The sequence below is a fragment of the Paenibacillus odorifer genome (assembly GCF_000758725.1).
Classification (GTDB): domain Bacteria; phylum Bacillota; class Bacilli; order Paenibacillales; family Paenibacillaceae; genus Paenibacillus_AQ; species Paenibacillus_AQ odorifer.
Map to the genome: position 1 here is coordinate 4,259,537 of NZ_CP009428.1, position 20,951 is coordinate 4,280,487.

Annotated in this window: 19 protein-coding genes; 4 read left to right on the forward strand and 15 right to left on the reverse strand. The window is 44.2% G+C overall.

Annotated features, from left to right (window positions below):
- Nucleotides 1-38 precede the first annotated feature (38 nt).
- Nucleotides 39-1,085 carry a DUF418 domain-containing protein gene (locus tag PODO_RS18530; protein ID WP_038572081.1) on the forward strand — a complete coding sequence of 349 codons (1,047 nt, stop codon included), beginning with the start codon at nt 39-41 and terminating at the stop codon, nt 1,083-1,085.
- Nucleotides 1,086-1,216: 131 nt separating this feature from the next.
- Here the strand turns inward: PODO_RS18530 and PODO_RS18535 are convergent, their stop codons facing one another.
- From PODO_RS18535 to PODO_RS18545, 4 genes are all read right to left on the reverse strand, one after another.
- Nucleotides 1,217-2,857 (reverse strand): alkaline phosphatase, encoded by a 1,641-nt coding sequence (locus tag PODO_RS18535; RefSeq protein WP_036688747.1) that lies wholly within the window; start codon nt 2,855-2,857, stop codon nt 1,217-1,219.
- Nucleotides 2,858-3,030: 173 nt separating this feature from the next.
- Nucleotides 3,031-3,405 carry a hypothetical protein gene (locus PODO_RS32230; protein WP_076100295.1) on the reverse strand — a complete coding sequence of 125 codons (375 nt, stop codon included), beginning with the start codon at nt 3,403-3,405 and terminating at the stop codon, nt 3,031-3,033.
- Nucleotides 3,406-3,987: 582 nt separating this feature from the next.
- On the reverse strand, nt 3,988-6,576 hold the full coding sequence (locus PODO_RS18540) for a metallophosphoesterase (RefSeq protein ID WP_038572083.1): 2,589 nt from the start codon (nt 6,574-6,576) through the stop codon (nt 3,988-3,990).
- A gap of 88 nt (nt 6,577-6,664) precedes the next feature.
- Nucleotides 6,665-7,573, reverse strand: coding sequence for a chitosanase (locus PODO_RS18545; RefSeq protein ID WP_244886353.1), 909 nt, complete (start codon nt 7,571-7,573; stop codon nt 6,665-6,667).
- Between the two features lie 235 nt (nt 7,574-7,808).
- On the opposite strand from PODO_RS18545, the gene PODO_RS18550 reads away from it, so the two are divergent.
- A complete protein-coding gene (locus PODO_RS18550) occupies nt 7,809-8,648 on the forward strand; it encodes an AraC family transcriptional regulator (RefSeq protein WP_038572084.1) in 840 nt (279 codons plus the stop codon).
- Between the two features lie 21 nt (nt 8,649-8,669).
- On the opposite strand, the gene PODO_RS18555 is transcribed toward PODO_RS18550, so the two are convergent.
- The 3 genes from PODO_RS18555 to PODO_RS18565 form a co-directional block, all read right to left on the reverse strand.
- Entirely contained in the window at nt 8,670-9,320 is a 651-nt protein-coding gene (locus PODO_RS18555; protein WP_244886354.1) for a polysaccharide deacetylase family protein, read from the reverse strand.
- Nucleotides 9,321-9,398: 78 nt separating this feature from the next.
- The gene (locus PODO_RS18560) at nt 9,399-10,004 is read right to left on the reverse strand and encodes a YkoP family protein (protein WP_038572087.1); all 606 of its coding nucleotides are present in this window, start codon (nt 10,002-10,004) and stop codon (nt 9,399-9,401) included.
- Between the two features lie 241 nt (nt 10,005-10,245).
- A complete protein-coding gene (locus PODO_RS18565) occupies nt 10,246-11,514 on the reverse strand; it encodes a hypothetical protein (RefSeq protein WP_038572089.1) in 1,269 nt (422 codons plus the stop codon).
- A gap of 55 nt (nt 11,515-11,569) precedes the next feature.
- Between PODO_RS18565 and PODO_RS31730 the strand changes: the two genes are divergently transcribed.
- Both PODO_RS31730 and PODO_RS18570 read left to right on the forward strand, forming a co-directional pair.
- Complete coding sequence (locus PODO_RS31730) at nt 11,570-11,752, forward strand: hypothetical protein (protein ID WP_218918651.1); 183 nt, start codon at nt 11,570-11,572, stop codon at nt 11,750-11,752.
- Between the two features lie 31 nt (nt 11,753-11,783).
- Nucleotides 11,784-12,257, forward strand: coding sequence for a hypothetical protein (locus tag PODO_RS18570; RefSeq protein ID WP_038572090.1), 474 nt, complete (start codon nt 11,784-11,786; stop codon nt 12,255-12,257).
- A gap of 102 nt (nt 12,258-12,359) precedes the next feature.
- On the opposite strand, the gene PODO_RS18575 is transcribed toward PODO_RS18570, so the two are convergent.
- From PODO_RS18575 to PODO_RS18610, 8 genes are all read right to left on the reverse strand, one after another.
- Nucleotides 12,360-13,568 carry a hypothetical protein gene (locus tag PODO_RS18575; protein ID WP_038572092.1) on the reverse strand — a complete coding sequence of 403 codons (1,209 nt, stop codon included), beginning with the start codon at nt 13,566-13,568 and terminating at the stop codon, nt 12,360-12,362.
- 34 nt (nt 13,569-13,602) lie between these two features.
- On the reverse strand, nt 13,603-14,997 hold the full coding sequence (locus PODO_RS18580; RefSeq protein WP_038572093.1) for a hypothetical protein: 1,395 nt from the start codon (nt 14,995-14,997) through the stop codon (nt 13,603-13,605).
- Between the two features lie 126 nt (nt 14,998-15,123).
- Nucleotides 15,124-15,675 carry a DUF4303 domain-containing protein gene (locus PODO_RS18585; protein WP_038572095.1) on the reverse strand — a complete coding sequence of 184 codons (552 nt, stop codon included), beginning with the start codon at nt 15,673-15,675 and terminating at the stop codon, nt 15,124-15,126.
- Nucleotides 15,676-15,738: 63 nt separating this feature from the next.
- Nucleotides 15,739-16,305, reverse strand: coding sequence for an Imm44 family immunity protein (locus PODO_RS18590; protein WP_038572097.1), 567 nt, complete (start codon nt 16,303-16,305; stop codon nt 15,739-15,741).
- A 37-nt stretch (nt 16,306-16,342) separates the two neighbouring features.
- Nucleotides 16,343-17,092, reverse strand: a complete 750-nt coding sequence (locus tag PODO_RS18595; protein ID WP_036688766.1) for a hypothetical protein — start codon at nt 17,090-17,092, stop codon at nt 16,343-16,345.
- A gap of 181 nt (nt 17,093-17,273) precedes the next feature.
- Complete coding sequence (locus PODO_RS18600; RefSeq protein ID WP_038572099.1) at nt 17,274-17,891, reverse strand: hypothetical protein; 618 nt, start codon at nt 17,889-17,891, stop codon at nt 17,274-17,276.
- 68 nt (nt 17,892-17,959) lie between these two features.
- Nucleotides 17,960-18,532 carry a hypothetical protein gene (locus PODO_RS18605; RefSeq protein ID WP_038572101.1) on the reverse strand — a complete coding sequence of 191 codons (573 nt, stop codon included), beginning with the start codon at nt 18,530-18,532 and terminating at the stop codon, nt 17,960-17,962.
- Between the two features lie 426 nt (nt 18,533-18,958).
- Nucleotides 18,959-20,890: an AraC family transcriptional regulator gene (locus tag PODO_RS18610; protein ID WP_038572103.1), complete on the reverse strand. Its 1,932-nt coding sequence runs from the start codon at nt 20,888-20,890 to the stop codon at nt 18,959-18,961.
- Nucleotides 20,891-20,951 lie beyond the last annotated feature (61 nt).

The window sequence follows — 20,951 nt, forward strand, 5'->3', positions numbered from 1 at the left end:
CCTAGGCAAATAAAAATATTTTCAAAGGAGCACTATTAATGAATCCCTCCATTTCGCAAAAAGAAAGAATCATTTCACTCGACATCATTCGCGGACTTGCTCTTTTCGGCATTCTGCTTATAAATGTTGGAGCCTTTAAAGTTATTATGGAAGGAGATCCCTTACCAGACTATAGTGGCATTAATGGAATCATCCATAGCTTGATAATCATCTTCGTACAAAAAAAGTTCTTTTCTATTTTTTCCTTTCTATTTGGTGTAGGTCTATACATTTTCGCCTCAAGAGCCGAAAGCCGGGGAGATAAACCCAGATGGCGTATGGCTAGACGTTTACTAATCCTTTTGCTGCTGGGAATCATTCATGTATTTATCTTTTGGGGAACCATTCTGCCCGCATACGCCATTATCGGATTGTTTCTGATCCCTTTTTATCACACAACGGTTTCTACACTTAAAAAATGGCTGATAGGTATGACATCCATTTACATCATTTCCTTGGTGGCAAAAATATTTCTACCCACTCTAGGGGTTATATCATCTATCCTTGATATTTTTTCTAATGATGCTATACAAATCTTTATTATGTTTTTAGCTGGTTTTTTAACCGCAAAGTCAGGTTGGCTGACACACATACAAGAATTGTCTAAACCAATTAGAGGAATTCAAATGGTATCATTTCTGTTGTTCATTGGTTTTTCACTATGGATTTGGAACGCTTCTCAAAGTGGGAACAGCAATGTAGATTCAGTTACGGGCTTAGGATCTCTCCCAACCACTTTGTTCTACTTAACAACATTATTTCTACTATTAGAAAATAAACAAATGGTGAAATTCCTGAAACCCATATCACGGGTGGGTCAAATGGCGTTTACAAATTATGTAGCACAAAGCATTATAGGGACGGCAATCATTTCAATGATAGGTCTCGAAGTCGTTTCACCGAAAGATATTCTCTACATCGCAGTTCTGATTTATTTTATTCAAATCATTTTTAGTACCATCTGGTTCAAGTTCTTTTCCATGGGACCCTTAGAAAAGCTTTGGCGCTTGATGACCTATGGAAAAAAGCCTGCAACAAAACGATAAAAACTTCACTTTCCTCCTCTTAATGCAAGTCGGAATTTATTTTCCCAACCCAAAAACCCCTTATAAAAAGGGGTTCTCAAGTTTAAGCGCTTTAACTTTTAGCCGACAGATCACAAAATGAACATTAAGAATCAGAGAATCAAGTCCAAAGCATCCTGCGAAATCCACACTTTATCTTTAATCATTACCGTCAGCACATTTAGTTTCGTTGTTTTGCCATCCTGTATGGCGATATTTTTATCTATAGGCAGCTTGAGAACTTGGCCTGCTTTTTTCACTACAACCACCGGATTATTCTTATCGGTCTTATCTAGGGTAATCGTAGCTCCTTTGGCCTTGAATTTATCACTGGATACGTACAGTGTATCCTGAAGCTGCGCCAGATTGAGTCCGGTCACTTCTTGAATATACTTATTCACATCCGTATTCTGGATTACACCGCTGTTCACGAAATCAGTCGGTTTAAAATTAGCCGGATGGTACGCGAATAAGCCAACTTCTTCCGATGTGTGATCATCCGTAGAGAAGGTTACACCTATTTTATCCCCCAAAATTTTACCGATGACCGGCGAAAGGTTATCCTGCATTCCCAATCTGACTTGATCTGCTTCTTCTTTGGTTAGATCACTAAGTCCATAATGATCTGCAAGGACCTTTTTAAAATTGCTCTCATTAATACTGCCTTCAATGTAATAACTGGTATGCTTCGCTTTCTTCAGCACGGAGATTAGGTCTTTGGTAGAATCATAGTTCGTCATATTGAGCCCGCCGGTAGCATGATCCGAAACCGATAAGACTGCTGTATTGCCATCTTTTTCTGCAAAGTCAACAGCGGCTTTAAAGGCTTTATCAAACGCTAAGGTCTCACTCATAATACCCACTGGATCGTTATCATGACCATACCAGTCAATCTGGCTTGCTTCGACCATCAGAATAAAACCGTTCTCGTTCTGCGACAACTTCTCTATCGCTACTTTGGTCATTTCAGCAAGGCTCGGTTGCTTTTGCGGGTTCAGGTCAAAATCAGCATCCAGTGCTTCGGGGTTGAAGAGACCCCAGATTTTATTCGTTTTAGAATTCATTAACCCTGCTTTATCCGTTACGTATTCATACCCATTTGATTTCAGAACTTTGGTTAAATCTTCTCCGTCCTTGCGGTTAATGTCTTCTTTGCCGGGTACCAAATACCCGGAACCACCCCCAAGTAGAACATCTACACCACTATAGACCATCTGTTCTGCAATAGACTGCGCATTGTCACGCGTGTATGCATGACTTAAAAATGTAGCCGGCGTCGCATCCGTTAATTCACAAGTGAATACCGTTCCTGTACTTTTCCCTGCCATTCTCGCTGCATCCATAAGGGTAGGCAGAGGTTTGTTCACGTCCTCTGGCTTAACTGCGCTTATGAAAGGCATCGTTATTCGGTCTGGAAGTATGGATACCGTCTCACTCTTAACCTTATGGCCTGTAGCATAAGCCGTAGCTCCCGCAGCGGAATCTGTGGTCAGTGAATCCGTAGAATATGTTCTCACCAGCCCGCTGAAATACTTATCCATCGCAAGCGCCTGCCCTCCCTGATACCATCTGGCCAAGTTCACATCGGATAAGCTCATCCCATCCGTAATAAACAGGATTACGTTTTTGACCGATTTGTTGGTAGGAGCATCAGAGTTATTGGCGCCATCGGCGTAGGTCGTTCCGTTGCCTGCTGCAAGCAGACTGCAAATCATAACTGTACTGCAAATTCTCCCGATAACCTTTTTGCGCATTTGAATCCTCCTCTAGCAGATTTTGTTAAGTACGTTACTAGTTTAAAGGAGGATTGTTTGCGGGAGCAGCACCTATTCTCTTATTTTATATTAAATTCTATGCATATTTTGTCTTGACCTGTGCTACTGATATTTGTAAAAAAGGGGCGCCCTAGGGCGCCCCCTTTGCATTATTATTGTCTTATTACGAGGACATCTCGAGGCGCTCTACCAGTTCTTTGAATTTGCGAAATTTCGGAGCTTGTAAGGATACGTCCTACCAATATCAACGAAGATGTGACATTGTTAAAGTTAAAATTATTCAAGTTCGCTACGTTTTGGCTGCCACGGAACACACGGAACGATCCCTGAAAGTTAATTCGCGAAAAAAGCACAAGCGTTACTTGAGAGCTTTCCACAACATTTCTGAGACGGAAACTCGAGAGAACGTTGTTAAACCGAAACGCTCCAAGATCACGAACCGCAACTCCTCCACGTCTGAATCGAATCCGACGATTGGTAAAATTAGTACCCGACCAAAGAGTAAGACGTATATCACTGTTAGCCAACTAAATCAACTCCTTTTCTGAGATTGATATAGTTTATTACTAACTTCAAAGAACGGTACAAGACAAATACAGTTGTACAAATGTTTGTTTTTCAGATTTCCCTATGGTGGTATTATCCAAATAACCGTATCGAGCCTCGGATATGTTAGCAATTGAAGTGATTTTTACAGTTATATTCGTCTAACTATTAGACACTTTCTTATACGTTAGGTGCGAATATGAAAAGAATAATTCAAGCATTCGGGTATTTAGGTAGTACAATTTTGGCTGCAGCTTTACTATCATGGATCTGCGTATTTTTGATTCACGGCTTACCTGGTGTCTATGCATGGATGGCACTTAAATTTTTCATCCCCATTCTAGGTTTCGTAGGACCCAACCCAAACCCTCTTGCCGATTCTGGCCGAAGGTCTGCCGTTATACTTTGACGGAACAAAAGTCACGCCAATGCGCAATGAATCATGATCTGGTAAAAAGTGAGGCTATCTTTCTGAGGAGTTCCGTAGGAGGAATGGACAGCTTCAACAACTAAAAAAAGGCGTTAACGGATGCCTAAGCCCCGTCAACGCCTCCTCTATCCTTTCATTGTATTCCTGCCTCTGCTGGAAGCGAGTTATTTCTTGTCCCCACTGCTTTAATAACGAAATTGTAGGCTTTAGCAGAATCTATGCCGTTTAATGTATAGCTGTAACTCGTCTGACCGCTTACCGTCGGTACATACACGCTCCAGTTTGTGCTGACTTTATCATTTTTCTCGTAAATCCGGTAACCTCGCACCGGCTCAGAACTATTTGCTGGCGCTTTCCAAGAAAGAACTGCACGGTTCCCTGACTGTCTTACTGCGCTTGGATTTTGGACAATGCCGGGTTTGACATCAGTCCGTTTAATACTGTAAGCATCATAGACGGCAAGGGGTTTATCTTTAACTGCTGTGTAGGATGTGAATTTCAGCACGTCGCTTGTAATGGAAACATCCACGAACATTTTCTTGTTGGGCTGATCGTTTTTTGCTGCAAAAAAAGTGTCTGCATCTGGATTAATAGCATAGAATTTCGAAGCTGCCGAGTTGCCCATTAGATATACGGTCCCTTTGGGATTCAGCACATTTCCTTGCTCATCGGTAATGACATTCTTAATCGGAACGTTGTTCAGCATTTGAAAAGACCTCATATACATATGGTCATGACCTTCAAAAACCATATCCACACCCAGCTCATCAAATACAGGAATCAGATATTTCCGGTAAAATTCTACCCGGTCGCTTTCTGCCGAAGCATTATCCCCTGAAGAATACGCTCCCTTATGCATCGAGACAAATTTCCACTTTTTATCGGTCTTTGCCACCTGATTCCGCATCCATTCCAATTGTTTGGTGAACTGAATATCCGCTTTGTATGGCTTGACCTCCCCTTCGTACTGGGAATTGATCTGCATAAACAGGGCATCGCCGTATTCGAAAGCATATACCGAACCGTCATGAGCACCCGTCCCGACATCTTTTGGAAGATTAAAATGGTTATAGAAGTTGTTATTCGGATAATCTTCTATCTCATGGTTGCCGATAATCGGTGCAAATGGCACATTGGCAAATTCCTTTTTCGGCACACCCAAGAACCACTGCCACAGCTGCTCCAGATCACCGTCATCCGTTAGATCCCCTGTAAGAAGAACAAACTTGGGATCTACCGTTTTCTCAATAGCTCTCTTAAAAGTATCCTGCCACAGATCAAAATTCGATTTACTTGAGCCTTGGGTGTCGGTTACATAGAGGAAATGGAAATCCTGATTATCCGCCTTGTCCGTGGTAAAAGAACCCGCCTCGCTCCAGCCGTCCGCATCACCGTTACCGGCCCGGTAGATATATTGGGTTCCAGGCTTAAGACCGCTTGCAATAACCTTGTGGCTGGCGAACTTTTTATACTTTTTAGAACTTCTGTCTCCTGATGTCATTAAGGTTTCAATAACTGTTGAGCTGCCCTCATAAGAAGCTGCCAGTTGTTCCGGAAACTCGCTTCCTCCCGCATTGGAGGCCTCCACTACTTGCACTACTGTACCTCTGACGGTTTCGGCTGTATACCAGTCAAAGGCGATACTTGTCTTTGGGTCCCCGTTAAAAGTCATGTTCAGCAGCGTTGGTGTTTTGATGCCGGTATCCGGAGACTTTGTCTTAAAGCTCCAGGTAATATCGTTCTCAGGTGTCCGGCCATCCGCAGTCCCCTTAACAAGCTCTTTAGGGACGGTCACGTTGTAAGTTTTGCCGGCAGTAAAATTAGGGTGGCTGACTCTGACTGTGTCTTGACCGAGGAGCGAAGCAGAAATGTTATTAAGAGGGAGATTGTTTTCCGTGATTACAACTTGATAACCACTGTCGAGACTGATCGCTTTGTTAAACTTCACTGTGATCTCTGCGTTAAGGGAAACATCTGCAGCCCCTGAAGCGGGAGTTTTGCTTACCTCAAGTGTGGGAGTGTCCCCAGGTTCGCCGCTGCTGCGTGTTCCTTTAATTATCACATCTTTGATTCTGCTTGAGCCTGAGCTGGACACCGTTCCCCCGCTTACACTTTTCGCAGAGTTTACCACCCAGCGGATATAGAGTACATCTTGATTGTTTGTTCCCGCAGGCAAAGCGAGGTTAGTTAATTTGCAGGAATTATTGGAACAATTAAAATTGTTCTGGGCTAAAACAAGGTTGCCGCCCGTAACATCTGTCCATTCCTGTTGATCTATACTGTATTGCACCTTAAAATCCCTGGGTCCTGTACTTGAAGAAGTTTGCTGTGAAGAGAGGAAGATACCTTCGAAACCTTTGGTAGAAAGCGTGGCAAGCCAGTATTTCAGGCCCGTTCCTTCATGCCACCCCTGGTTGCGTACGCTGTTCTCACCTAACTCATAGGTGTACGCATTCGTATTAGTTCCTACATCACGAATGGATGAAGCCGTCTGATATACCCCGCCTGTAGCCGGAAATACACCGTTCTCGCCTTTGTCTTTAAAAATCCACTGGGCAATCGTTTCCTGAACTGCAGTTGCTTCGCTTGCAAGATCTTCCTCATTTCCCTCTCTTCCTGCTGAGACAAACCCGGTCAACTCCATGGCAAGCAGCAAACCTATAACCATTAGACTGATTACCTTGTAAAATCTATTTTTGAGATAAGATTGGTTGTTATCCATTCAGCCCATCTCCCTCTTCCTTAATCTCACTTATCATCGAACCGCAGTCACCGAGAAGAACGGTGGTTCTACTGCCCTTACATTCCTGTTATTGGAGTTCCCAGTCGGTGACTTGAAGAATTGCCGAATCTGCACCTTTCAGGTCTGTCTCTCCCATGTTCAGCAAATTACTCCACTGCTTCACACGGTTCTTGCCGTTAGGCGGAGAGTTGTACTCATTAGTATCCACAATCTTGGTCCGTTCTTTATAAAATTTGGTCATGAAAGTCTTCTCATCCGTGCTACTTCCGGATTTACCCAAAAGCCCTTGAAGGGTCTCGGAGCCGCCGGTAGCTCCATGGTTCAGCGCTGCATCCACGAAGGAACCAATAGTTAATGCCGAGTTAAAACCGCGTTTGCGGGCCTGCTCCACACTGTATTTAATATAGATATTGTAGAACGTTTTCCACATAGCCTCTCTCCACTCGGGATCATCTTGCAAATTGCCGATTTTTCTACAGAAGCTCTCTTCGCTTTCATTGATCTCGAGGATCTTCCCTTTCATCGAACCCTTAACACCGATCCGGGCCAATGCACCTTTAACCGAAGGATTACTCGCGCCTTTAGCAGCGTCATATGCCTTGAACAGATCCGGACCGTCAGGACCGGTATCATTTGAGCCGCCTGTAGTTGCACCAAATATTCCAATCGTATACCCGCGGTCATCATCAATATCTTCACAATATCCGTAAAAATCGATCCAGTTCAGATCGTCCTGCTCCGGTTTGTTGACAAGCATCATAATATTGTTCCACTGCTCACCATCCAGTCCTGTGTTGTCACGCAAGAATTGAAGTGTTGCCGGTGAGAAGTTAGAATCAGGGTTCCCTGCCGCATAACTTTTCTGTTGAGATGTTTTGGACAGACAGCCATAAGAAAAAATCATTGAAAAACTGAGCAGAATCATCAATGAAAATTTCATCTTCTTGGAAACCTTACTCTTCGTTGAATTTAGCACCGCAATCTCTCCTTTAATTGAATAGTTTAAGCGCTTTAACTTTTAGCGGCAGTGAACCTTATCCCCAACCCATCTGAGCATGACAGCCCTCCTTTTACCAACACTTGGTAATTCAGTTCAAGCTTATCTCAAAAAGTTTGTCCAAACAGCACGTATTTTCTTGTATTTATTAATTTTTATACATATGTTGCTACAAACCATAGATTAAGTCTACAATCCTCTTAGGAGGTGCTGAATGAAGCCGGTATTTTATGAGTCTACTCTTTTTGACATCAGCCGCAAGAAACAGGTATACACCAGCATGCCTGCAAGACACTATCATGATGCATATGAGATTCTGTATTTAATATCCGGGGATTTTTATTATTTTATAGGGGACAGAACCTATCAGGTTGCGGGCGGAACACTGCTATTTATGGATATTCACGAAATGCACAAACTGGTCAATTCAGGCTGCAATATGTATGAGCGGGTAACACTCCTGTTTAAAAAAGAATTCCTGCAGCATTTCTGCACCGGCAGTCAATGTGAGGAACTGCTCGAATTGTTCAAAAGTGATTACCGCGCTTTGAAGATGACCGGGATGGATCAATATTTCATCGAACAGCTTTTTCAGAAAATGATCCAGGAGGGGAAGAAGCAAGCCCGCGGATATGAACAGTACCAACAAATATTATTGGTGGAGCTGCTCCTCTATCTTAATCGTAAACTATTTGACAGCCGCGTAGCTTCATTTGTAGAATCCAATCGTACACATAAGAAAGTCCTGGACATCGTTAATTATGTAAATCAACATTATATGGAACCGCTCAAGCTCTGTGAGATTTCACGGCAATTCGACATAAGCTCTTCCTACCTTTGCCGCACTTTTAAAGAATCCACCGGGTTCAGCTTCATTGAATATATCAATAATATCCGCATCAAAAAAGCGCGTGATTTGCTGGTTGGCTCTTCGTTTAATGTTACTGAAATTGCGGGAATGGTTGGGTTTGATAACACCTCCCATTTTGGACGAACCTTCAAATTAATAATGGGCATCTCGCCGCTCTGCTTCCGCAAACAATTTAAGTCTTAAAATCAAAATCACTGGAATACGTCAAGACATTTCATCAAGCCGGACAAATTGCAGGTTTCTTGCCTGTAGTTGGTTCAGAACTTCTTCTAAAGCTTGCAGCATAAAATAAGGAGCATGCCGGTCCGCGCCCGCAGTCTCACCGCTGTCGTGAAGTAAAACAACGGAGCCATCGGTGATTCCACCTAATAGAATGGCCTGCATCCGGGTTTGACAGGCCCGGATGTTCCAGTCGCCCGCCTTCAGGGACCATAAAACAATTCGATACTGCTTGTGCCGAAAGAAATCAAATAGATTGATTAATCCCCAGGGTGGACGGTAATGATTGGGTCTGATTCCGACAATAGACTCTATAATATCAGCGGAGCGATCCAGATGTTCTCGCCTAACAGTACTGGGCAGCATCAGCCAGTTAGATGTATGGCAATAATTATGGATGCCAATCTGATGGTCTTCCCGATCCATTCTTCTGATCAGATCTGGATACTGCTCCGCTCGCGATCCAAGCACGAAAAAAGTAGCCTTCACTTGATGTAACTTCAATAAATCCAGCAATTCCGGCGTATATTTCGGATGTGGCCCATCATCAAAAGTGAATGCCACCTGTTTTTTTACCGTTCCTTTGCGAAAGACACCAAAGCCGCTCACTCGCGTAATCAAACTTGGAATAAACATGTAAAGAGTAGCGGCACATAGTATTCCTCCTATCAGATATGTAAGTATGATTACACCTCCTTATAACAAGCCTAAGTCCTATCCAGAGTAGTTCTGTCCGGGTGAGAATCGATTTTTCAGTGAGGCGCGTGAATGGATCAGTAACATCGGGACCAGTTGCTCTGTTCGCCGATTGATTCTTTGTCTCCCTTCCGGATGCATGGTAGACAGCAGCAATCGAAGATAGATGGTGGTGATGCGTTCGAAAACGCCGGACTTTATATTTTGTTGTTCAAAACCAAGACCGTGTGTTAATCCCCGATGGAGCAGTGTAATCCCCAATAAAGCCTTGACCTGCCTGAACTCGGACTGCGATTCGAAGGCTTCATTGATTTGGTGCATTGATTTGCGCAGCATGCGAGCCGTTTGCAGTGCGGCACGATCCGATCCTTCGGACCGGATCAACTTCAGGATTCTTTCATTGTCGAGGTGGAGTTCTCCCACCCACTCTCCCTGATTGATGACCGTGGCGTCTTGGCATACAATAGGCTGTCCCCGGTGCTTTTTTAGCATCACGGTACATATTCCAAAGCGTGACTTATGCGATCCGCGAAAATGTGAAAGCAACGCAAAAGCTTTTTCCCACATCATCCAGACGGACTGCACCGTGTTTTTACGTATTTTGAAACCCAACTCATTCACCATCCTTAAAACGGTTATTGTCTCTCATTTCATCCATTGTACCTAACGGAACTTTCTTTTTTTCTAACGTCTACTTATATTTGACGCTATACACCGGAATTTCTCTGCGTGTATATCAAATTTCCATACAATTATTTTCATTAAGTCTAAATTTTTGGCATCCAACTACATAAAGAAAAACCCATGTCTCTTGGACATGAGTTTCGGAAGTTATCTTTTTGACTAAATCAATCTGGTTTCACTATCAATCCAAACTACCCAACTCCACCACATCTCCGCTAGTAGCCTTCACTGCAAAATCACAATCCAGCTTCCCGCACAGCACATACTTCTTCTGCCCAGGATTATACACATAGACGGGTGTTAATTCGAACCATCCCCTGAGCTTGTCATAAGCTTCGTCATGGCTCACAGCAATTTCCCCTTCGCTCTGGAACTCATCAAACGTATCGAGCATTAACTTGTTATCCATATAATCTATAACCTTATAATTTTTCGTATCGATAAACAGGAGGATCTTACGCTGAAAAATACGATTACTTGGCGCATTCCTCCTCAATGTCGCTTGAATATGTCCTCTTTCCCGATGTAAAGTCTTCAGAATCCATTGTCCGGATTCATCCGGATAGAGCTGGCTTAAACCAGCTTCGACTGCGGCTATACATTGGGCTTGTTCTACGTCTGTGATTGAAAATGAATCTGGATGCGGCTCACGTGCTACTGCCTGTTCGATTGTAACTACTTCTTGCAGACGGATCTCCGTCCTTGCGAACTGTTCCGTGTCCACTTGCTCCCAATGTATTACTTGATCAATATTCAGTCGTGCTCTCGTACCTGATATCATCTCAAATGGAATTGTGGTTGTTCCATCATTTGTAATGTAGATTTCTTCTATCCCATAGATCGGCAGGAGATGCTTCATCTCGTACACTGGATATTCGATAAGCTGTAGTTGTTTTTTCGCCAGTGGCTCTACCGCTTGAAGCGTGAGAGAATAATGCTCTTTGTGCACAAGGGAGCTAGAAGGAAACTGGCCATATACACTATAAAAAATAATCCTACCTTCCGCATCGAAGCGTAATTCCATTCGCCCGCCGGGGGAGATGGGGATACCGTCTATACATTCGGCAAAATGATATTCTCCTCTTTCTTCCTTCAATAGGTAGAATTGTTTACCATATTCAAGCCCTACTTCAGCTTCCATCCACTGAATAACGCCGTTTATTTCAATGTTTTGGAATGGTGTTCGATTTGCATAAGATTTCCCTCCAACAAAAATAACACTTTTATAGTTGCGGGATAGTAAGTCAAGCGTAATGACTGCAGTTCCTTCCGGATTATAATCCTCCTTCCATTCCTTAATGTGAGAAGGAAACCATTCCATACTAAGCAAATAGTCGGTTTCTCCCAGCATCGTAACTTCGCGATAAATTTCATTTGTATGTAAGTAGTAGTTGTCCAATCCATAGGTTTGCTGTGTAGCATTAACTAGTTCTTTGATTCGGAAATCCATATCAGTGCACCCCACAAAATTGATGCCTATATCATATCATTACTTAGCAATGATTATGAAGCGCAACGAATCATATCTGCTACATATTCTAAGAGCTTATGTAATGGGTTTTGCTGGTGTTCAGAAAATGATCAGTAGCTTGGGGTTTAATAATGCAGAGTGTATCAATCTATTGTACCAAGTCAGGGAAATTCACCCTACTGACTTACAACCTTGCCAGAATACTAAACATGTATAGTGAACACATATTTTAATGGAGGTATATCATCATGATTGACATCATCGACGGAAATGCGGCATTAATACATTTTTTTCCACTTCCGGCGCATCTTTATTCTAAGAATATTGCTTGTATTGTTGCTGTGGCTCATGAAGAAGAACGGGGTCCAAATTTAACAGGCCTCATAAACGCTTTATACTCAAAGGGATATACAGACCTTGATCATCTATTAAATTCCACATGGAAAAAACTATACCAAGTTCCGAGGTTGGGCCAGCAAAGACTGGTGCTTCTACTTAGTTTACTAGAACGAATTTCTGCAGATCCCAAGACCATAGAAAACTATACAACTGTCCCTCCTGTTACCATCCACAGTAAAAAGGAAATGAAAGAATTAACTTTAAAGAGGATCATTAAGAAGTATAACGAAACATCTGTAGAGGTATTAACTGAAGACAGCGAAAAAGAAGCTCGTTTAAAGAAAATTAAAGATAGACTCCGAGAAATGGGGATGATCGTATAAAAAAACCCCGCCAGTATAGTAAAGTGCACCCCTTAGAATAGACATTGGATAAACCCCTGGGTCAATCCGATTTCTATTCTAGGGGTGTGACTTTCAATTCATTTAGTAATCGCGCGCTGCATCGAACCAGCGTTGAGCCATCTCCTCTGTGATAGGCTGGCCAATCAGGTGGTCAGACTGGCTAAGTTGCCATACCGCTTCACCAAGATCTTCTCGTTCGGTGGTTTCGATGCCCTTAAGATTGTTGAAGCGCACGGTGAAAGCGGTAATGGCGGCCTCTGCTTCAGCAAAGCTATGGGCCTCGGACAAGGTTACCTGTGCAACGTTGTAAGCTTCATTAGCCAGCTTGGCTAGACGTTTAGTCCAGGAGGAGAATGGGCGGCCAAACTCGGTCGTCCACCACTCTGGCTTTCGTAATTGGCTCACTGAAGCATGGTCGGTCCAAGGACGGGTTTCAGCGCGAGTTTTCATTTGCTTTTTTAGATGCTTGCCAGCGCTCTCTTCCACATTGTAGGCGATAAATCTGTCAAGCAACGGCCACGCGTTCAAGGTCGGCAAATCCTCCAGATCAGGCATGAAGCGCAGCTCCAGATTCGTTAACTCGGTATGATGAGCCAATAGATTCAAATCGCAGAAGTTTCCCCACAAACTCAGTGATTTAAGGTTTGGGTACCGGTTTAGACACTCTAGCGAGATGGGCTGTCCCAGCGGTGCGTTATGTAGCGTCAAGCTCGTTACCTGGTGCAGCTCCCCCATATCGGGCAGCAAAAAAGGGGAATCATTCTTACGTCGGCCGGTGCGCGGTGCTAGTGTAAGAGAAGATGGCATATCACCTGTGGCCGAGAAGCGTGATAGATCGCCAGACACACTCAGGCGGAAAGGCTGCTTCGGAAGTATTAGGCTAAGGGACCTCCCGGATGGTTCCAACTTGACATGCAAGCCATGCAAATTGGACTGACTGGCGTCCGCCACCGTGTCTGCAGACAGGATCGGAGTCCATGTCATCTCTTCAATGGGACGTTTCTGTGCCCAGTCAAAGAAGCCTAAATCACTGCCTGTATAATGCAGAAATCTCGGCCAGGGAGAGCCGGCCGGTGTGGCAAAGACATCGAATACGGTCCAATCGATAGGCGCATCAGACGCGACATGAAGGTCAACCTTTTTCCCCAATTGCGACGGACCCATTGATAGACTGCCCACACCGGGCTTAAGGACAAGAGTATGACTACGTGGACCTGTCAGGTTGATAGGATAACTACCAACTTCTCTAACAGAACCAGCTGAAGGACCAGCTTGGCTATCATTTGGCATTTCTATCATCCTTTCCTCTAAAGCATATCAAGATCTAACTATTCACACCTGACTCTATCTTCTCAGTAATAAATTGTTTAAATCTTGTAAAATACCGCTCTGATGCTTCCCAGCGCCTAAGATCCAAATAGGGCATGTCCTGCTTGCCATATTGATCGGGCGGCTGATAATGCCGGGAAACATAAGTTCCATTGTCCAGTGTATAAAAATAATACGTTTCATCTGGAGTCCTGATTTCAATCCGACCATGTAGGAGGTCTCCGTCCTCGTCCGTATGCGTTTGACGGAAGCTGTAACATTTGGAGCCGTCCCAGAACCCGCCATTCTCCTCCACTTCCGAATTTAATTCCTGAATTACAGTGTGTTGCAAAATGTCTTGCACATACTGTACCTCAATGTTTGGTAAATAAAGCTCAGCCATATTAACGCAGGTCAGCAACATCGTCCAGCAATCGCTAATCTCTGCTAGTTGTTCCTGAGTCTCTTCTGTAATGTCCTCCCACTCAGACCCTTCTTCTATGGTTCTCTTCAACAAACCGACAGAATGATCTTGCTCCAGCCAAATATAATAGTGATGCCGGTTATCATTCATATAAACGCTAAGATCCCGCTCATCCCCATCAGCATCAATATGCTCCAGTTGAACTTTGAAAAAAACGTCTTGCTCGCGAAAATTAAAAGAAGGCTTGTCACTTGGCATTAAAATACACTGCGTCAACTTCAATATATTTTCTTCATTGATCGTGTTATGGGTGAAATATAAATGAACAGCTTGCTTGCTAGTGGGGGATTCATTTATTTTTTTTAGAGCAGAACGGCCTTCTTTAATTACGTTCACCAGTGTGCCAAAGGAAAAGTCCTCCTCATCCTCTTCCATATCCAAAAAAACTTCATCGATCAACACTTCATGAATGTCCACAGGAAGCTCCTGAAATACGCCGTCCCCCTCCCACACATTTACTAAGCAGGTGATCGATTTATGTCCGTCCACTTTGAAACTGTACTCGTCATCCTGAACTAAAACCGCAGCGCTGAGATCACCTTTAACAATCGTTTCCCCATGATTGTAGGAGCCGCATAATATTTCCTCAATAATCAGGTTGCCCGAAACATAAATCTCCTGACCGCCTACAGCTATATTTTTCGCACTCATATTACCGGTCACCAAAAGCCCTATGGCACCATCAGTTTCTTTATTATAAAGATTGTCTACAGTAAGATTCCCTTCTATAAAAATGATGATTACCTCTTTTTGTTGCGGGAAAGGTTGCTCCCAATCTAGATTAAGAGAAGGCAGCGTCAAATCCCCTTCATAGTAAGCGGCAAGTTGCTCGTCACTAAAATCTTGGTAAAACTTCGCCCACCAAGATCCTTCGGGAAATTTATCTGCTAGCTGGCTAATAGGAATGAATCGGAAAAGATTGCTCATACATTATTTTCCCTTCATTTTGAAATTTCCATTATTTCCTCACATGCCCCAAGGCTTACGCCCTGCTTAATCTCGACCATTTTATTAAATCCGAATATAGTAGACGGTTCCCGAAAGCGGATGCTTCTACTCCGCCGCTTCCGCCAACCATACTTGCATAGCCGAAGATTCTGCCCGATTCAAACGGAGGGCGATCTCAGTATTGATCTCATCCGGCGGCATGACTTCGACAAGGACGCATACTGACTCTCGCAGTTGATTCAAGGCAAACACACCTTCATCATCGAGCATTTTCATCGCCAGCTCCATGGCCTTCAGCCTCAAATCAAACTCACGATTTCCTTCGTCATTCTCAAGATCCGCAATGAAAGGACGCTCGGTAAATCGTTGTTTAACGTTATCGAAGTTCTCATCGCCGAAACAACAATAGGGCGAATCCGCATAAGACCATTTGATAAGTTCCGCAATCGTCGATGCCGGTGTGTCACTTTCCACTCCTTGCCTGGCTGCTTCCATCTCCAAAGCTTCCCACGACCAGGCGGAGATACTTGGCGCATGTCCCTCGCCAGTAGTGTATAGAGTACAGTAATAGTAACGTTCGCCATTTTCAAAAAGAGTGCGAAAAGACGTTCTAGCAGCATCGGCGATCTCTATCGCCAGCGTCTCTATTTCTTGCATCGGCTTCCTCCTTTCCGTTAGTGGATCCCCTCAGGCAGGATGTCTTCTATTAGCTCCAGCCTTCTACAAATGATATGGCGGCGCTTTTTCTACTACAAGGTTATCAGGATGAATATCAGTTGGCTCATAGTCATTCATACGGAGAAGGATATACTCAATCTCTTCTAATGGCATCTGCAATTTCTGGCTGACTTCATAAAGATCCATGTCTTGCGAAAGTAATTTCCGTGCTTGATTTAACTTTCCATTTAGCCAATTATTTTCGAGCATCCATTTTTTCACTAGGTCCAGTAGTTGATTTTGGGTTTTCTTATCTGCATGCTTATTATGTTTAGCAACTGACTCTGACAAATAGTTAAAAAGGTGAATACCTAATCCCTCACGTTGCTCATGCTTGGACATCCGTTGGTATTGCTCATAACTTATGCTGATATCTAATTCGAGGGTATGATCCCTGCTATCAAACCGTCTGGATGTTTTTCGACCATAACCTTCAGGTAAAACACGCAAAACAAAAAAGATATCATAGGGAAACTCCCATGTATTTGCTAATTCCTCTAAGGGCAGCAGTTCATCTCTCAATTGACCCACACACGTTCCATGTGTATCCAAAGTAAAAACTAGTTTCATGCCTACCTCCCTCTCCCATACGTAAGGAGCACCCAGATCAGCTGTTATTTTCTGAAATCGCTTCGCAGCCTTTCGACAAGAGCCACTGCTCCATATCGGCAAACGCCTGCCCCGTATCCTGTTCATAGAAGACGGCCACCTCTTGCTGGTAGGCATAATTCAATCGTACATAGCCTCCCAGCTGCCGGTAGAACAGGAAACAAGCATAGGCATTCTCATTAAACAAATCCGGCGGAAATTCATGTTGGCACAATCCAGCCAGTTCGGGTAGCGTAAGCTGGTCCTGCCCTTGTGGCAAACGCAAAAAGCGATGGCTACGAGTGCCCGTCCACGGTTCATAATAGACGCTCTCCCCTTGAATGATTCCATACACCTGACGATATATTTCGTCCAGCACCAAAGCGTACATCCCCTCGTCTTCCTGCTCCGGTGCCTGCAGGAAAATCGCCTTCACGTGCTCCGCATGCCGAGGTAGCCAGAGCAGCCCAGCTGTCTGTGGATACACTGCCAGAAAATCACCGTCAACCGTTGTACCTATAACGATACACTCCCCGATCTGTTGCTCAGTAATGGGGCTGTTTTCGTCATGCTCCCATAATCCGTACTCTGCAAAAGGTTTGAGCACCTCCGCATCCGGAAGCTGAACATTCAACCACCCTCTGTAAGTTCCTTCGCCGAATCGCCGCAAAAACCGGAGGTAGCCCGGTGGATAAACAGCGGCATCTTCCTTCGCAAGTGCTTGGTTTTGGTCATCAGACAGCGGTTTTGGCCGAGATACGATGTACATAAATACTCCTCCTGCTGCCCCCAACATGCAACTCTTCCAAATAAGAGAATTCTTTAAAATATTGCAGGTTGAGGAGCTTTTTTATCCAAGATAATACTGAAATTTTAGAGAGTGCAACATATCAATCCCCAATTTTTGAATTCTCCAGCTTGGCCAGTGCTTCGGTGTCATTTGCCCTGAACTATTTTCCACCCATCACAAGCCCATATTTATTGAAAATCCACGATTTGCTCAAATCTTGCATCGCACCATGGCTTATACGCACAGAAGGCTTTTGCTCCTTCATAGCATCTGCATCATGCGCCGAGAAGCGAAGCGGCCTTGTCATTTTTTTAATAGCACCCGTTATTTCATCGAAAAACGTATATGTTAATGGCTTATGGTCCCGAATATCCTCATAGATATAATACTTCCCTTTTTCATCTTCCAAATCTATTTGAAAGCCTTTAGGAAATGATAGCAAGATACACGGCAGTTCATCCTCTGCCCATTGTCCGTAATATGGAAAATAGACACCTTCATTTCTCGCGAAAAATCCAGAGCTTTCATTATCAGACGCAACAGAAATAGAATAAACAAAGAAAGGGAGACCCTCATTCCTTTTTTCTTCTGCCGTAAAATAATGATAAAAGGTCTTATACGCCTCATACACCTGATTCAGATCATGCTCTGTCTGGGCATAATTGGTTAGATGAAATTGCGCTTGCTTATGTTCAAAAAGCTTCAAAACGCTTTCAAACTCTTCCGGCCTTATGAAGAATCTAAGCTTATAAAATCCGCTGTTCTTTAATCTATCCATTTCTTTTCGCTCACCGCCATGTACTAAAATGTCATCTCAGCTGTCCTTAGCCATTTGCTCGTGTATTTTCAAAATTCATATTTCACAAATCGTTTTCTGAGAGTTTCTTCGTACGGGATCCACTCCCAATCACTCCATAAAGACATACTTACGAGTTCTGACAGCTTATCTACGGCTTGTCCCGGACTCGTTATGTCAATGAAGCCGTCAAAATCCTCATTACGGATATCCAACGCTTTTCGCAGGTAGTCATCATTGAGACGCTCTTCCCGGAGTTCTTCATATTCATCCCTCGTCCACTGTTCACAAAAGATCTTTTCGGCTTGAATGTCTCCATTCTCGAACAACGACAACTCGAATATTTCCTCATTCATATATCCGGCGGTCATCACTGGCTCCCCGATAAGCTGGGACAACGTTTTGCCGGCCTCCTTCACCGTACCCCATACAAAGTAATCGTGGAGCACGCTGATCCAGTTCTCGTTGCTTTTGCTTACGTACATGACAACTTTGCTCTCTGTAGCCTCATGATTGGACTTGCCTAATACTTTGGCATGCCCTTCGCTTAGCTCTCTTAATGCTTCGACAGTCTTCTCAAGGTTGTTCGACTTGATATGCAAATTTGCGAATGATCTTCCCACGAGATGGCCTCCTCTAATCGCTTTTTTTACTCAGCCGGATTCTATTTATATCCTATTGATCGGCTCTATGAATGTCTCATATTTCCATTATAGTGATCGCTTGTCCTGAGTCTACCTACTTTTCACCTGAATTTTGGAAATAACCTTCGCAAAGGAAGAGATATAACCTTGTCCGTTCAGCACAATCTCTAGCTCCTTCCCTCCTTCTCGCTTCGCTCACTCATTAAAAAAGGAGGGTATCCCTACGTCAATTTATGACGTTTGGGACACCCTCTGTCGAACTATTCCACATCCTTATTACAGCACTCTCCAACTTTCCGCTCAAAAATTTCCTGTCGTCCCTAATGGTACGGTTCAGCGCGCTGGCTGTAACGGCAAGTTCTGATTTTAACTTACCGTTGTTCGATCAATCCATACTTTGGGCAGTTACCGACTCGCTGCCTCCATGATCCAGTCGGTCAATTCGTTGATTTGTCTTTTCACGGCGATTGGGTCGCGGTACCAGGATTGGTTCTCCGTCCATAAAAATACCCGATTGTTGCGAATCGGCTCGAGCGTCCCCCAGATCGGATCAGCCTGCAGCGATTCCAAGCTGGCTTCTGTCGTCAGAATCAAATAATCACCCATGTACTCCGAAAGTTTCTCCAGCGAAAATTCATAGTAGGATTCTTTCAGCATAAATTCTGGAACCGTCGTCGGCGGTTTCAGCCCCATTATTTCATACATTAGCCGGCCGCCTCGTCCCGACTTCGGACCAAAAAGGCTCACGTTTCCATCGTACTCTTGCATAATTGAAAGCGTCTCTCCTTCGGGAACGGCTTGTTGGACTTTCTCCCGAATGTCTGCAATGTCCTTCTCGAATTGTTCGTTCCATTTCTCCGCTTCCTCGCGTTTATCCAGCAAGTCGCCGAAATACATCATTTCCTCCTGAATGGATGCAAACTGATTGTAAGGAACAGATACCGTAGGTGCGATCATCTGATATTTATCGACTACCTCAGGCTGTGGATTATGCGTTATGATTAAATCCGGATTGAGCTCCAGCAGCTTCTCTAATGAGTCACCTACATCCGTCACGACGTCCAGCATTCCCTCAAGATAAGGACTCGACATCAAGAACGATTCGGCTGCGATCGGCTGGACTTCCAGCGCAAGTACGGTGCCGAGATAAGAAATTGCCGCTACGCGCTGAGGATGTGCAGGAACCTCGACATCGCCGAAAGCAGTCTTAACTACCTTGATCTCCGAAGATGTCAAAACCTCTGACTCTTGGGTGACCATGGTTGGAGAAGCGCTGACGGCAACCTGGCTGTTCGTTGCGCCTCCGTTGTTCACCGCCCCACCACAAGCTGTTAACATCACGGTCAAACATAACAGCATCACTGCATAAAAACTTCTGGTTGCTCTAGTCATTTTATTCGCCCCATCCTGTTGAAATTGATAATCAATATCACTCACATAAAAAGGATAGCTTAATGACCGGCTTAGAACAACGGACGATTGTGACATATTCCTTGCATAATCTGAAACGAACTGGCCGTATCGTTTACGATATTGGCCTGGCGTCATGCCGACATACTTTTTGAACATGCGGCTGAAATAAATGAGGTCCGGATAACCGACATGTGATGCTATTTCCTGTTGCGTTGCTATCGTGCCGGCCAGCAGAGCCTTCGCATCTTCCATTCGGAAACGAATGACGTAGTCCAGCGGACTGAGCCCCGTCTGTTCTTTAAATTTTCGCGAAATGTATTGTTGGCTGTAATTCAATTGCCGAGCAAGCTCCTCAAACGAGATCGGCTGGCGGTAATTCCTGGACAAATGCCGAATAACTTGCTCCGATAAAGATGGCTCACCGGCTCCGAACAGACGCTCCCTCAGGACAGCGTGAACGAAGCGGATAAAGTCTCCCTTGGCCGACAGCCGGGTCAATCCGTCGTCAGAATTAAGCCAACCGTCGCGTATCGTTTGAAGCAGCTCGAGCATGGCCAGCGGTTCGCCAGGCGGGAACCCCCAGCTTTCCAGAAACGGGTCGGATTCCTCCATCATCATATGAAATTCGCGCGAGGCCGAAGCGGGGAGAGACGCTTTGTAGAGTACGATATATACATTCAGCGCTTCTCGGCTCCGAACCGTCACCAAAGAGCCTTTGCCGGCGTGCAGTACATGAAAACGATCGCACAGCCACACCTCATCATCAACCCACAACTCGCCTTGTCCTTGGAAAGCGAATATAAATGCGCTTGCTGGCAAACGGTATTGATTCAAATCGTTCTCGGTTCCGGCCTGCTTTAGCCTTACGTCCAGCACACTCATAATCACCTGGTTCCATATTTGTATAAGTTTCAGAACGTCCATAGCTGATTCGCAAACTCCCTTTAAATTCTCAAGAGATAATCATTCTCAATTGAATCATGTT

Coding starts and splice junctions, on each gene's coding strand:
- PODO_RS18530 (WP_038572081.1), top strand. CDS start 39: ATGAATCCCTCCATTTCGCAAAAAGAAAGAATCATTTCACTCGACATC.
- PODO_RS18535 (WP_036688747.1), bottom strand. CDS start 2,857: ATGCGCAAAAAGGTTATCGGGAGAATTTGCAGTACAGTTATGATTTGC.
- PODO_RS18540 (WP_038572083.1), bottom strand. CDS start 6,576: ATGGATAACAACCAATCTTATCTCAAAAATAGATTTTACAAGGTAATC.
- PODO_RS18550 (WP_038572084.1), top strand. CDS start 7,809: ATGAAGCCGGTATTTTATGAGTCTACTCTTTTTGACATCAGCCGCAAG.
- PODO_RS18555 (WP_244886354.1), bottom strand. CDS start 9,320: ATGTTTATTCCAAGTTTGATTACGCGAGTGAGCGGCTTTGGTGTCTTT.
- PODO_RS18560 (WP_038572087.1), bottom strand. CDS start 10,004: ATGGTGAATGAGTTGGGTTTCAAAATACGTAAAAACACGGTGCAGTCC.
- PODO_RS18565 (WP_038572089.1), bottom strand. CDS start 11,514: ATGGATTTCCGAATCAAAGAACTAGTTAATGCTACACAGCAAACCTAT.
- PODO_RS31730 (WP_218918651.1), top strand. CDS start 11,570: ATGAAGCGCAACGAATCATATCTGCTACATATTCTAAGAGCTTATGTA.
- PODO_RS18570 (WP_038572090.1), top strand. CDS start 11,784: ATGATTGACATCATCGACGGAAATGCGGCATTAATACATTTTTTTCCA.
- PODO_RS18575 (WP_038572092.1), bottom strand. CDS start 13,568: ATGCCAAATGATAGCCAAGCTGGTCCTTCAGCTGGTTCTGTTAGAGAA.
- PODO_RS18580 (WP_038572093.1), bottom strand. CDS start 14,997: ATGAGCAATCTTTTCCGATTCATTCCTATTAGCCAGCTAGCAGATAAA.
- PODO_RS18585 (WP_038572095.1), bottom strand. CDS start 15,675: ATGCAAGAAATAGAGACGCTGGCGATAGAGATCGCCGATGCTGCTAGA.
- PODO_RS18590 (WP_038572097.1), bottom strand. CDS start 16,305: ATGAAACTAGTTTTTACTTTGGATACACATGGAACGTGTGTGGGTCAA.
- PODO_RS18595 (WP_036688766.1), bottom strand. CDS start 17,092: ATGTACATCGTATCTCGGCCAAAACCGCTGTCTGATGACCAAAACCAA.
- PODO_RS18600 (WP_038572099.1), bottom strand. CDS start 17,891: ATGGATAGATTAAAGAACAGCGGATTTTATAAGCTTAGATTCTTCATA.
- PODO_RS18610 (WP_038572103.1), bottom strand. CDS start 20,890: ATGGACGTTCTGAAACTTATACAAATATGGAACCAGGTGATTATGAGT.